Origin of the sequence: Corticibacter populi (genome assembly GCF_004217315.1) — a bacterium.
GTDB classification, from domain to species: domain Bacteria; phylum Pseudomonadota; class Gammaproteobacteria; order Burkholderiales; family Burkholderiaceae_C; genus Lampropedia; species Lampropedia populi.
The window spans coordinates 743,768-756,073 of record NZ_SGWR01000001.1 but is presented as its reverse complement, the minus strand read 5'-3'; the positions used below and the strand labels follow the sequence as shown (position 1 = coordinate 756,073).

At 66.1% G+C, this 12,306-nt stretch carries 14 protein-coding genes; 10 read left to right on the top strand and 4 right to left on the bottom strand.

All coding sequences use genetic code 11. From position 1 onward, the window contains the following. Positions 1-86: 86 nt before the first annotated feature. On the bottom strand, positions 87-587 hold the full coding sequence (def, locus tag EV687_RS03410) for a peptide deformylase (protein ID WP_122226445.1): 501 nt from the start codon (positions 585-587) through the stop codon (positions 87-89). A 55-nt stretch (positions 588-642) separates the two neighbouring features. Here def and EV687_RS18875 point away from each other — a divergent pair, with 55 nt between their 5' ends. The 3 genes from EV687_RS18875 (at position 643) to dprA (ending at position 3,401) form a co-directional block, all read left to right on the top strand. After that, a complete protein-coding gene (locus EV687_RS18875; RefSeq protein WP_162846536.1) occupies positions 643-801 on the top strand; it encodes a hypothetical protein in 159 nt (52 codons plus the stop codon). A gap of 58 nt (positions 802-859) precedes the next feature. Continuing rightward, complete coding sequence (locus EV687_RS03405; protein WP_423201069.1) at positions 860-2,044, top strand: LysM peptidoglycan-binding domain-containing protein; 1,185 nt, start codon at positions 860-862, stop codon at positions 2,042-2,044. Between the two features lie 73 nt (positions 2,045-2,117). Beyond that, positions 2,118-3,401: a DNA-processing protein DprA gene (dprA, locus tag EV687_RS03400; RefSeq protein ID WP_122226444.1), complete on the top strand. Its 1,284-nt coding sequence runs from the start codon at positions 2,118-2,120 to the stop codon at positions 3,399-3,401. A gap of 15 nt (positions 3,402-3,416) precedes the next feature. On the opposite strand, the gene EV687_RS03395 is transcribed toward dprA, so the two are convergent. After that, entirely contained in the window at positions 3,417-4,244 is an 828-nt protein-coding gene (locus EV687_RS03395; protein ID WP_122226443.1) for an alpha/beta fold hydrolase, read from the bottom strand. After that, positions 4,244-5,557, bottom strand: a complete 1,314-nt coding sequence (locus tag EV687_RS03390; RefSeq protein WP_122226442.1) for an O-acetylhomoserine aminocarboxypropyltransferase — start codon at positions 5,555-5,557, stop codon at positions 4,244-4,246. The genes EV687_RS03395 and EV687_RS03390 overlap by 1 nt, the downstream gene beginning before the upstream one ends. A 132-nt stretch (positions 5,558-5,689) precedes the next feature. Here EV687_RS03390 and EV687_RS03385 point away from each other — a divergent pair, with 132 nt between their 5' ends. The 7 genes from EV687_RS03385 to ptsP all read left to right on the top strand — a co-directional run bounded on the left by EV687_RS03385 (position 5,690) and on the right by ptsP (position 11,629). Continuing rightward, a complete protein-coding gene (locus EV687_RS03385) occupies positions 5,690-6,136 on the top strand; it encodes a CBS domain-containing protein (protein ID WP_122227158.1) in 447 nt (148 codons plus the stop codon). A 106-nt stretch (positions 6,137-6,242) separates the two neighbouring features. Continuing rightward, entirely contained in the window at positions 6,243-7,001 is a 759-nt protein-coding gene (locus tag EV687_RS03380) for a YggS family pyridoxal phosphate-dependent enzyme (RefSeq protein WP_122226441.1), read from the top strand. A 116-nt stretch (positions 7,002-7,117) separates the two neighbouring features. Then, positions 7,118-7,735 carry a hypothetical protein gene (locus EV687_RS03375; protein WP_130466434.1) on the top strand — a complete coding sequence of 206 codons (618 nt, stop codon included), beginning with the start codon at positions 7,118-7,120 and terminating at the stop codon, positions 7,733-7,735. Then, positions 7,732-9,024 (top strand): MFS transporter, encoded by a 1,293-nt coding sequence (locus EV687_RS03370; protein WP_242612447.1) that lies wholly within the window; start codon positions 7,732-7,734, stop codon positions 9,022-9,024. The genes EV687_RS03375 and EV687_RS03370 overlap by 4 nt, the downstream gene beginning before the upstream one ends. A gap of 71 nt (positions 9,025-9,095) precedes the next feature. Beyond that, the gene (locus EV687_RS03365; protein ID WP_242612446.1) at positions 9,096-9,569 is read left to right on the top strand and encodes a PTS sugar transporter subunit IIA; all 474 of its coding nucleotides are present in this window, start codon (positions 9,096-9,098) and stop codon (positions 9,567-9,569) included. Then, the gene (locus EV687_RS03360) at positions 9,538-9,807 is read left to right on the top strand and encodes an HPr family phosphocarrier protein (protein ID WP_122226437.1); all 270 of its coding nucleotides are present in this window, start codon (positions 9,538-9,540) and stop codon (positions 9,805-9,807) included. The genes EV687_RS03365 and EV687_RS03360 overlap by 32 nt, the downstream gene beginning before the upstream one ends. Positions 9,808-9,838: 31 nt before the next feature. Then, positions 9,839-11,629 (top strand): phosphoenolpyruvate--protein phosphotransferase, encoded by a 1,791-nt coding sequence (gene ptsP / locus EV687_RS03355; protein ID WP_122226436.1) that lies wholly within the window; start codon positions 9,839-9,841, stop codon positions 11,627-11,629. A 49-nt stretch (positions 11,630-11,678) separates the two neighbouring features. Here ptsP and rdgB read toward each other — a convergent pair whose 3' ends face one another. Beyond that, on the bottom strand, positions 11,679-12,302 hold the full coding sequence (rdgB, locus tag EV687_RS03350) for an RdgB/HAM1 family non-canonical purine NTP pyrophosphatase (RefSeq protein WP_122226435.1): 624 nt from the start codon (positions 12,300-12,302) through the stop codon (positions 11,679-11,681). Positions 12,303-12,306: the final 4 nt, after the last annotated feature.

Sequence of the window (12,306 nt, the reverse complement as noted above, 5' to 3'; positions counted from 1 at the left end):
GTAAAAGTCCTGTTGTCGGGGATCTCCAACGGGCCGGCTACCCGCACAATGCCTGCGCGGCGGTCCTGGCGGGCATCAAGGCGTTTTCAGTCGCGCTGGCGCTTGAGCATCTTGCCCTTGATGCGGTTGCGCTTGAGCGGCGAGAGGTATTCGACGAACACCTTGCCCACCAGGTGATCCATCTCGTGCTGCACGCAGATGGCCTGCAGGCCATCTGCCTCGATGGTGCGCCATTGGCCGTGTTCATCCTGCGCCTTGACGTGCACGGCGGTGTGCCGCTCGACACCGTCATAGATGCCGGGCACCGACAGGCAGCCTTCCTCGTTGATCTGCGTTTCCTCGCTGGTCCAGACCAGCTGCGGATTGATCAGCACTAGGGGTTGGTCGCGCGTCTCGGAAGTGTCCATCACCAGCAGGCGTTCGTGCACGTCGATCTGCGTGGCCGCCAGCCCGACGCCGCTGGCCTCGTACATGGTCTCGAGCATGTCGGCAGCCAGTTGGCGGACGCGCTCGTCCACCTCGTCGACGGGTTTTGCTATCTTGTGCAGGCGCGGATCCGGATATTGAAGAATGTTCAGAATTGCCATAACGGAACTTTGTAAACTGTCGTTATTTTCGCCACTTTTGTGATGGATCATGACCATGTGGCAGAAAAGCATTGATTTGCAAGGGGCTTGGAATCAGAATCCAAGCAATTTGTCACATTTTGAGATGTTTGCCCGGGCCGAATGCCGCTGGCACGATGCGGCACAGCAGCAGGGCGCGGGCAGCCATGAGGGGATCCCATTTGCATATGACTGATCTGAACAACAAGACCGACAAGACCATCATGACCACCGCCCATGTGAAGAAGCACGCAATGCGTCGCGGTGCCGCCCTCGTGGCCATGGCCGTATTGCTGCCGGCGCCCGCGCTGCTGCAGGCGCAGAACTATCCCATCACCGCGCAGCAGCGCGCGGTGGCCCAGCAGACGGCCGAGCGGGGCGTTCCGGTGGGCGAGCTGCGCGCCGGTGCGCCCGATACCTACACGGTCAAGCGCGGCGATACGCTGTGGGGCATCTCCAGCCTCTATCTGCAAAAGCCCTGGCACTGGCCCCAGCTGTGGGGCATGAACCTGCAGAGCATCCGCAACCCCCATCTCATCTATCCCGGCCAGGTGTTGTATCTGGACATCCGCGATGGCTACGCCCGCCTGGGCCTGAGCCGCTTCGGCGATGACGAGACCATCAAGCTCTCGCCCTCGGTGCGGGAGGAAACGCTCGAACAGGTGGCTCTGCCGACGATCCGCCGCGACCTGATCGAGCCGTTCCTGGTGAGACCGGTGGTTAAGGATCTGGATGCGCTCTCGCAACTGCCGGTCATCATTGCATCGGCCGAGGAGCGGCTGATCATGGGCAATGGGGACCGTCTCTATGCCCGTGGCACCGATGCCGTGCCGCTGGCCACCCACGATGGCGCGGCGCGCGACCTGTCGATCTTCCGCAAGCCCAAGCCGCTGAAGGACCCGCAGACCGGCGAGATCCTCGGCTACGAGGGGGAATATGTCGGTCAGGCCCGCATCGTGCGTGACGAATTCTTCGTTGAGGCACTGGACAAGCGCGGCAAGCCTGTCGAGGAGTACCGCCCGGCCACGCTGGACATCCTCAAGGCCGTCACCGAAGTGCAGATCGGTGATCAGCTCGAACGCCAGAACGAGGCCACCGATTACGCGCATTTCGTGCCGCGCGTGCCGCCCGAAGGGTTGGAAGGCCGCGTGGTCTCGCTCTACGCCGATCAGGCCGTCGCCAACGCCTCTTCCAACCAGGTGGTGGCGATCAATCTTGGCAGCGATGCTGCCGTTGAGCCTGGCCATGTCTTCCAGATCATGCGCGCCGGCCGGCTGGTGCGCGATCCGGAAGGCGGCCGCAACGCCCGCGTGCGCCTGCCCGACGAGCCCAATGGCCTGCTGCTGGTGTTCCGCGTGTTCGATCGGGTCGCCTACGGCCTGATCATGGACAGCAGCGATCCGGTCACCGTGGGCGACCGACTCGTTGCGCCCCAGTGATGCAGCTGTGATGCCGGTTCGGCGGGAATGAAGCCGGCTTGCCGATGCAGCCGCTGCCGCCGACAATCGCCGCATGAGACGGGATTCTTTTGATTCGGAGATCGCGCCCTGGCTGCGTTTGGCGCAGGCGCCGGGTATTGGCGCCCTGAGTGCCGCCCGTTTGCTCGCCGTGCTGCAGACGCCGCAGTGCGTGTTCGGGCAGAGCGAAGCAGCGCTCGCCGAACTGCTGGGCTCGCATCGCAAGGCCCAGGCGCTGTTGGCACAACCTGCCAGCCTGGGCCGCTATCTGGACCAGGTTTTTGCCTGGCTGAATGCCCCACCCGCGACGGCTGGCCGGAACGATGCCATCGTGCATGCGGTGCTGAGCCTGCACGATGTGCGCTACCCACCCGCGCTGCGCGAGACCGACGATCCACCGCCGGTGCTGTACGCGCTGGGAGCCGAGGCTTGGCTGCATGGGCCAGAGCCCTCGCATGAGCGGCCGCCCGCAGCGCCCGCACTGCTGCCATGGCACCAGTGCAGCCGGGCCATGCTGGCCATCGTCGGCAGCCGCAGCCCCACGCCGCAAGGCCTGCGCAACGCGCAGGACATGGCCGCGCAACTGCAGGCCATGCGTATCTGCATCGTCTCGGGGCTGGCACGCGGCATCGATGCCGCCGCGCACCGAGGCGCCCTGCAGACGGCAAGCCCAGCCGGCTGCGCAGGTGCCACCCACCCGGCGACGGTGGCCGTGCTGGGGACCGGGGTCGACCGCATCTACCCTGCGGCGCATGCCGAACTGGCGGTGCAGATTGCCAGGCAGGGCTTGATCCTGAGCGAACAGCCATTGGGCACGGCACCGCTGGCGGCAAACTTTCCACGGCGCAACCGCATCATCACCGGCATCAGCCAGGGCACGCTGGTGGTCGAGGCGGCCGAAAAATCGGGCTCGCTGATTTCGGCACGGCTCGCAGCCGAGCAGGGGCGCGAGGTCATGGCGATTCCCGGCTCCATCCATGCACCGCAGTCCAGAGGCTGTCATGCGCTGATCAAGCAAGGCGCCAAACTGGTCGAGACGGTGTCGGATGTGCTCGAGGAGTTGCCGCTGCGCCGGCTCCCGATGGCCAATACGCCGGTGGTGCCTTCGGAGGCGCCATCGGCCGCAAACCCTCCGGCGGCGCAGGCCTCCCCATCCGCACGACCGGGGGAATCGCCGCTGCTGCAGGCAATGGGCTTCGATCCGGTCAGTCTTGATACGCTGTGCGCGCGTACCGGCGAGGATGCGCGCGTGCTGCAGGCCCAACTCCTGGAGCTGGAAATGCTGGAGATGGTGGCGCGCCTGCCGGGCGGTTGGTTCCAGCGCATCGGCCAGGCCTGATCGCCACGCTGCCGGCTATGTCGATGGGGTAGCCAGAAACTCGCGCAATGTGGCCAGGGTCTGCTCCGGCGCCTCGGTCATCATGTTGTGGCCGCAGGCAATGTCCTCGAAGTGGACCGGCACGCCGGCCATGCGGGCCGCCTCGAGCAGGGGCTGCACGGCGCGCGCGGGTGTCATCTGGTCCTGGCGACCCGAGAGGATCAGCGTTGGCGCACGGACCCGCGCGATGGCCTGCGTGGCTCCGGCATAGCGGTCGCAGGCGACAAAGCCCTTGTGGAAAATGTTCTCATGCGGGTTGCTGCGCAGGATGCGGCGGCCCAGTGCCATGCCCATGCCATAGGTCCAGGTGCCGGGCCCCAGCGCCGAAGGCGGCGCGGAGAGGGTGCTGCGGGAGAACACGTTGACCATGTGCAAGGCCTTTTCCGGATCGTTGAGAGACCAGTCCAGCAGCGTGGGCGAGACCCGCATGGGCGCGGCGCCGCCGAGCAAGGCCAAGTGGCTGGTGCGCGCGCCCAGGCGCGCCGCCGTTTCCAGCGCAATGAGCGAGCCCATGCTGTGGCCCACCAGCGCCGCACGCGGGCAGCCGGCCGCGTCAAGCAGTTCGATCACGCCTTGCGCGGCGTCCTCCACCGTGGCAGGGGCCGTGCCGCTGCTCTTGCCATGGCCGGGCAGGTCGATGGCCAGCACGTTCCAGCCGTGATGCGCGAAGTAGCGGCTTTGCAGAATCCAGACACTGTGGTCATTGAGCACGCCATGGATGAAGACCATGGTGGGCTGCTCGGGCCGCAGTGGCTTGCCGGCGGTGTAGGCGAACAGCGAGGAATGGGGCAGTTCGATGCGCATCAGGCACCCGCCTTTCCTGCGGCCTTTTCTGCGGCTTTGAAGGCACGCTTGAGGTCGTCGATCAGGTCATCCGGGTCTTCCAGCCCGATCGAGAGCCGGATCGTGCCCTGGCCGATACCGGCGGCGCGCAACGCCGCGTCGTCCATGCGGAAGTGCGTGGTGCTGGCCGGGTGAATCACCAGGCTGCGGCAATCGCCCACATTGGCCAGATGGCTGAAGATCTTCAGGGCTTCGACAAAGGCCTGGCCCTGCTGGCGGCTGCCCTTGAGATCGAAGCTGAAGACCGAGGCCACGCCGCGCGGCAGCAGGCGCCGGGCCAGACGATGGCTGGGGTGGGATTCCAGCAGCGGATGACCGACCCGCTCGACCAGTGGCTGTCCGGCCAGGAATGCCACCACCTTCTCGGTGTTGGCAATGTGCCGCTGCATGCGCAGCGGCAGGGTCTCGATACCCTGCAGGATTAGCCAGGCGGTGTGCGGGCTCATGCAGGCGCCGAAGTCGCGCAGGCCCTCGCGGCGCGCCCGCAGCAGGAAGGCTCCCACGCTGGCTTCGTCGGTGAAGATCATGTCGTGAAAGCCGTCGTAAGGCTCGCTCAGCTCGGCGAAATGGCCGGCGCCCTCCCAGTCGAAGGCGCCGCCATCGACGATGACCCCGCCGATCACCGTGCCGTGGCCGCTGAGAAACTTGGTGGCCGAATGCAGCACCATGTCCGCCCCCAGCGCCAGCGGCTGCAGCAGGTACGGGGTGGTGAAGGTGGAGTCGACCAGCAGCGGCACACGCGCCGCGTGGGCGATCTCGGCGACGGCGGGAATGTCGAGCACATCCAGCCCGGGATTGCCCACGGTCTCGCCGAACAGCAGGCGCGTGTTCGGGCGGATGGCATGGCGCCAGCCGTCGAGGTCGCCCGGTTGCACGAAGCTGGTCTCGATGCCAAACCGGCGCAGCGTGTAATGCAGCAGGTTCTGCGAGCCGCCGTAGATCGCGCCGCTGGCAACAATGTGGCTGCCTGCCCCCATCAGCGTGGCAATGGCCAGGTGCAGCGCGGCCTGCCCGCTGGCCGTAGCGATGCCGCCAGCACCCCCTTCGAGCGCGGCCATGCGCTGCTCGAACACGGCGGTGGTCGGGTTGCTGATGCGCGAATAGACATGACCAGCGCGCTCGAGATTGAAGAGGGATGCCGCATGCTCGGAAGACTCGAACACGAACGAGGTACTCAGATGGATCGGCACCGCGCGCGCGCCGGTGGCCGGGTCGGGTGCGGCGCCAGCGTGCAGCGCCAGCGTATCGAAGCCGGGGTCGGAGTATCCGGGCATGGCAAAAATCTCCTTGAATCGTTCTTCTTGGACAGGGGGTGGCACCCATTGTGGGCTATATTTGGCGCAGGCCATGTCGCGCGCGGCATGGCCGCCGGGCGTTCCGGTACCAACAAGCAGGAGACCACGACCATGAAAGTCAGCGATATTCTCAGAGTCAAGGGCAACACCTTGTACACCGTGCATGCCGACGAGCTGTTGAGCGTGGCTGCGCAGACCATGGCGGAAAAGGACATCGGCTCGCTGATCGTGGTCGAGCACGGCGAGGTGGCCGGCATTCTGACCTTCCGGGAGGTGATCCAGGCGGTGGTGCGCCATGGCGGTGATTTCGGCCAGTTCACCGTGCAGTCGGCCATGGACGACTCGCCCATGAGTTGCACGCTGGAGACCTCGCTCGACGAAGTGCGCCGCATGATGCTCGACCGCCATACCCGCTACATGCCGGTCATCGACAACCGCATGCTGATGGGCGTGATCAGCTTCTACGATGTCGCCAAGACCGTGGTCGACAGCCAGAACCTCGAGAACAAGCTGCTCAAGGCCTACATCCGCGACTGGCCGGAAGAGGGCAGTGCCTGAGCCCTGAGCCAAGGTTGCAAGGCCATGCTCCGGCCCTGACTCCTGGCGCATGACCGACCCATGAGGGATCCCATTGGAAGAGAGTGTTGGAAGAGAGTGTTTTGGCATGAGTACCCCGTTCGAGACGGCGCTGACGCTGCAGGACCTGCAGCACAACATCGGGCGCATCCAGGCACGCATCGATGCGGCCTGCGAGCGCGCCGGCCGCTCCCCGCAAACGGTGCGCCTGCTGCCGGTGAGCAAGACCGTCGATGAGGCGCGCCTGCGCCTGGCCTATGCGGCCGGTTGCCGCGCATTGGGGGAGAACAAGGTGCAGGAGGCCCATGCCAAGTGGCAGGCCATGTCCGATCTGAGTGACTTGCGCTGGTGCCTCATCGGTCATCTGCAGACCAATAAGGCACGCCAGGTAGCGCAGTTCGCCAGTGAATTCCACGCGCTCGACAACCTGCGGGTGGCCGAGGAACTGGACCGGCGCCTGCAGGCGCTCGGGAGGGGGCTGGATGTGCTGGTGCAGGTCAATACCTCGGGAGAGGCCAGCAAGTTCGGCCTGGAGCCCGCGCAGGCGCTGGATTTCATGCGGCAGCTGCCAGCCTTCTCGGCCCTGCGGGTGCGCGGCCTGATGACGCTGGCCCTGCACAGCGATGACGAGCCGCGTGTGCGGTCCTGCTTTGCCATGCTGCGTGGCCTGCGCGAGCAGTTGCGCGAGGCAGCGCCACAGGGCGCGGAAATCGCGGAACTCTCGATGGGCATGTCCGGTGACTTTGAGTGGGCCATCGAGGAAGGCGCGTCCGTGGTGCGCATCGGCCAGGCGATCTTCGGTGCCCGCGCCACGCCCGATTCCCAATACTGGCCAGCGCCGGGCTGATGCCCGCAGCGACGGACCTGTCCCGGCGGACCCGCCAGGGCTTCGTGGCGCACCATCTCCCGCCGTGGCCGCTTGAACAAGGCGCCATCAAAGGCCTGTGGGCCAGGATTCTTCTCATGCATTCATTTCCTGTGGTTGGTGGCGACGGCCAGCGTCGCGTATCCCGTCTGAGTGGCACCGGCCGTGCCGGTCATGTTGCAGTGCTGGCGGCAGCGCTGCTGATGCTCGCCGGGTGTGGCCCGAAGAAGGGTGAATGGCGCGAGGTCCAATGGGACGAGACCGGCCTGCGCTTCCAGGTGCCGTGCAAGCCCAAGGAGAGCGACAAGCCGATCACGCTCGGGGTACTGACCGTACCGATGCAGATGCAGTCCTGCCATGCCGATGGCGCCATGTATGCGGTGGCCAGCGCGCCCCTGCCTGACCTGTCGCAGGTGGATGACGCCCTGACGCATTGGCGCCAGAGCAATCTGCAGGCCATGGGCTTGATGGAAGAGGATGGCGCACTGCCCGCCGGACGCACCCATGTGCCCACGGGCGCGCTGACCGTGCCAGGCTCGCTGCGGGTGCAGGGCATGGGCCACGACCGCGTCTCCGACCAGGCCCTGCATGTCGAGGCGCTATGGTTTGCCGCAGTACGCCAGCAGCAGCCCCGCATTTACTATGCGGTGATCTACAGTGCCGAGCCCCAGCCTGCTGCGGCCAAGGCCTTCATGGATGGAATCGCATTGCCGTGAACCAGGAACTGCCCCGCCGGAACGCCATTCGCGTCTTCGCCATTTTTGCCTTTGTCTATTTCCTCTCGACGCTCTCGCGCGCCGTGACCGCGACCCTGGCACCGGAGTTGACCGAGGCCTTCGATCTCTCGGCTGCCAGCCTCGGGCTGCTCGCCGGTGGCTATTTTGTCGGGCTGGCGCTGATGCAAATCCCCTTGGGGCACTGCCTGGACCGTTTCGGCCCGCCACGTGTGGCAGCCACCTTTCTGGTAGTGGCCATTGGCGGCAGCGTGCTGCTGGCGCTGGCCCAGTCTTTCTGGATGGCGCTGGCAGGGCGGGTGCTGCTGGGCGTGGGACTGGCGGCCGGCCTGATGGCGCCGCTGACGGCCTATCGGCAATGGTTCGCGCCTGCCGTGCAGGTGCGGGCCAATGCCTGGATGCTGATGATCGGCTCGCTGGGCATGCTGGTCTCCACGGTGCCGACGCAACGCCTGGTGGAGTGGCAAGGCTGGCGCACGGTGTTCTGGATATGGGCGGTGCTGGCTGTGTTGGCGCTGCTCGGTCTGCTGCTGAAGTTGCCGCGCTGGGTTGTGCCGGCCAGGCCGGCCAGGTCGGCCAGTCCGCGCGCGTCAGCCCCTGAAGCACCAGCGCAGGTGCCGCAGCAGGCGGGCGACATGTCAGGTCAGCCGGCCCTGGGTGTCGGCCAGATCGTGCGGGACCGGCGCTTTCGCAGCGTGGTGCCGCTGGGATTTTTCAGCTATGGCGGCATGTTTGCGATCCTGACGCTGTGGGTGGGCCCCTGGATGACCAACGTCGCGGGCCTGGATGCCGAAGGCTCCGCCAGCGGCCTGCTGTGGATCAACGCGGCCATGATGCTGGCGTTTCTCTTCATCGGCCTCATTGGCACGCAGTTGGCGCGGCGAGGCATGACGCTCGAATCGCTGGTGCTCTGGGGCACACCGGCCAGCCTGCTGATCCTGCCGGTGGTGATTGGCCTGGGCGCCCATGCCGGCTGGCCGCACTGGATGCTGTATTGTCTGAGCATCACGCCTTTCTCGATGCTCCAGCCGAAACTGGCGCAATGCTTTGCACCTGAAGTGGCCGGAAGGGTGCTGACGGCCTTCAACCTGGCGGTCTTCACCGGCACTTTCGTGATGCAATGGGCCATCGGCGGCGCCATCGATGCCTTCCGCCTGGCCGGTTTCGGGCAGGTCCAGGCCTACCAAAGCGCCATGCTGGCATTCTGGGCTTTCAACTTGGCTGCCTATGGCTGGTTTCTGCGTACCCGGGTGCGCCAGGCTGCGCCATAATCGCGGCCGATTCGACGCCGTTTGATCTGGATTGAAAAGCCCCTGCATAAAGTATGAAAGAGTGCCGGATTTTGATTGTTGCCCACGCGCCGCTGGCCAGCGCCCTGCGCAGTTGCGGCCTGCACGTATTCGCCGATGCCGGCGACGCGCTGGCCGCGTTGGACGTGCGGCCCGAGCAGGATGTGCAGACCGTGCTGCGGCAAGCCGCGCAACAGCAGAACGAGCTGACGGAGAAGCTGGGGCAGCAACAGGCACGCAGTCCGCTGCTCATCCTTGCCGACGTGTTTGGGGCGACGCCCGCGAATGCGGCCCAGCAGCTACTGGCGTGGTATGGCGCGCAGGGCATCCCGGCCCGGCTGCTGGCAGGCGCCAATGTGCCCATGCTGCTGCGGGCGCTGACGTACCGCAAGCTGTCATTGGACGATGTGGCCGAGCGGGCCCTCTCCGGTGGCGTCAATGGCGTGATGGCGGTCTCCGGCCAGGGCGCTCAACAGCATCGACACAAGACTCCTCATGATCCAGCGCAACACGACCATCAACAATAAACTGGGCCTGCATGCCCGTGCCTCGGCCAAGCTCACCAAGCTGGCCGGCAGCTACCCCTGTGAAGTCTGGATGAGCCGCAACGGGCGGCGCATCAACGCCAAGAGCATCATGGGCGTGATGATGCTGGCGGCGGGCAAGGGCAGCGAGGTGACGCTGGAGACCAGCGGAGAGCAGGAGGAGGAGGCGATGGAGGCCTTGCTCGCGCTGATTGCCGATCGGTTCGGCGAGGGCGAGTGAACGCGATATGGCGACCAGGGAGGATGTTCCAATGATGCAGACCATCCAGGGCATTGCGGTCTCGCGCGGCATTGCGATCGGCCGGGCCGTGCCGCTGGGGCGCGAGCCGATCCGGGTCCGCCACTATCTGGTGGCGCCGGCCCAGGTCGAGCAGGAGGTGGCGCGCCTGCAGCAGGGCTTTGCGCTGGCAGTGCAGCAGCTGCGCCAGGTCCAGCAGATGCTCACCGGTGATGACGCGTCGTCGGAACTGGCGGCATTGCTCGACGTGCACCTGATGCTGCTCGACGACGCCTCCCTGCTCACGGCTGCCAGCGAGAATGTGCGACAGCGCCGCTACAACGCAGAATGGGCGCTGGTGCTGCAGCTTGAGCAGCTCTCGCGCGAGTTCGATGCGATGGACGATGGCTACCTGCGTGAGCGCAAGTCGGACATCGAGCAACTGGTCGAGCGCGTGCTGCGCTGCATGCGGGGGGAAGCTGCCGCGATGGGCGATGTCCTGTCACAGCCGCAGCCCGACGCCACCGGCGCTGCCGAGGTGCAAGGCCCCGGCGGCGAACTGCAGAATCTGCCGCTGATCATCGTCGCTCGGGACCTTGCGCCGACCGACATGCTGCAGTTTCGTCAGAAGGTGTTCGCCGGCTTCGTGGTCGATACCGGCGGCAGCGCCTCGCACACGGCGATCGTGGCGCGCAGCATGGACATCCCGGCAGTGGTTGGCGCCAAGCAGGCGAGCGCGCGGATCCGGCGCGACGACTGTCTGATCGTGCATGCCGACGCCGGCCTGGTGATTGTCAACCCCGATGCGCCCACTCTGGCGCATTACACCCGGCTGCAGCAGGCACTGGAGGTTCGCCGCCAGCGCCAGCAGTTGCTGCTGCACACGCCGGCTGTTACCCGCGATGGCGAGACCATCGAGCTGTTGGCCAACGTGGAGCTGCCCAGTGATTGCCCGGCTGCGCTGGCGGCGGGCGCGCAGGGCATCGGGCTGTTCCGCAGCGAATTCCTTTTCATGGACCGCCACGGGCAACTGCCCGACGAGGAAGAGCAGTTTCAGGCCTACCGCCAAGCGGTCGAGGCCATGCAGGGGCGCACGGTGACGATTCGCACCGTCGACATCGGCGCGGACAAGCCGCTTTCGCGCACCGAGCAGCGCCATGGCGACGAGCAGTCCGCGCTGGGGTTGCGGGCGATCCGCTGGAGCCTTGCCGAGCCGCAGATGTTTCGCGCGCAGTTGCGCGGCATCCTGCGCGCCGCGGCGCATGGGCCGGTCAACGTGCTGTTTCCGATGCTGGCACAGCTCTCGGAAATCCGGCAGGCCCTGGAGCAGCTGGAGATGGCCCGTGCGGAATTGCGCGCAACCGGCTTGGCCTTTGGCGATCTGCAGGTCGGCGCGATGATCGAGGTGCCGGCGGCGGCGCTGATGATCGACCAGTTCCTGCGCCATTTCGATTTCGTCTCGATCGGCACCAACGATCTGACGCAGTACACGCTGGCAGTCGACCGGGCTGACGAGTCGGTGGCGCATCTCTTCGACGGCACGCATCCAGCGGTACTGCAGCTGATTGCGCTGGTGATCCGCCAGGGCCTGGCGCATGGCAAGAAGGTGTGCCTGTGCGGCGAGATGGCCGGCGACACCCGGCTGACCCGATTGCTGCTGGGCCTGGGCCTGCGCAGCTTCTCCATGCACCCGGCGCAGCTGCTGGCAGTCAAGGAACAGATACTGCAGTCCGATGCCAAGGCCTTGCGCAACTGGGCCGAGGGTGTGCTGCGAAGCGAGGAACCACTGCAGCTGATTGAGGGAGAAGGCGCCGAGCTTATCTGAGCGGCGCGCGGCCTCGGGCACCATTCGGTAGAGGCAGTGCGGCCGATTTTCAGCCGGCGTCCGGCCTGGTGCCATCCAGCCAGTATTGCCGCACCTGCTCGAGCATGGCGCGCGACGAGCGGCCGCGGTGGCTGTACTGGTTTTTCACCTGCTCAGGCAGTTCGGCAAAAGTCTGGCCCAGTTCCGGCACCAGCAGCACCGGGTCGAAGCCGAAGCCGTTGTGGCCACGCCGCTCGGTGGCGATCTGCACCCGCACCTTGCCGACAGCGATCAGTGGTTCCGGATCATGCGGGTGGCGCACGCCCACCAGAGTGCTGACCATGCAGGCCTGGCGGTTCGTTTCGCCCTGCAACTGCTCCAGCAGGGCCTGCACGTTGTTGGCATCGCTCTTTGGGTAGCCAAAGCGTGTGCAGTAAAAGGCGGTCTGCACGCCGGGCTCACCGCCGAACGCATCCACGCACAGGCCCGCGTCATCGGCAATCGCCGGCAGGCCCGTGTGTTCGGCTGCAAAACGGGCCTTGGAAAGCGCGTTCTCGACGAATGTGCAGAAAGGTTCGGGCGCTTCCCCCTGCATGAGCTGCCTTTGCGGGATGATCTCCACGCCCAGTGGCGCAAACAAGGCCTTGAGTTCGTGGAGCTTGCCCTGGTTGTTTGATGCCAGCACGATCCGCATGATT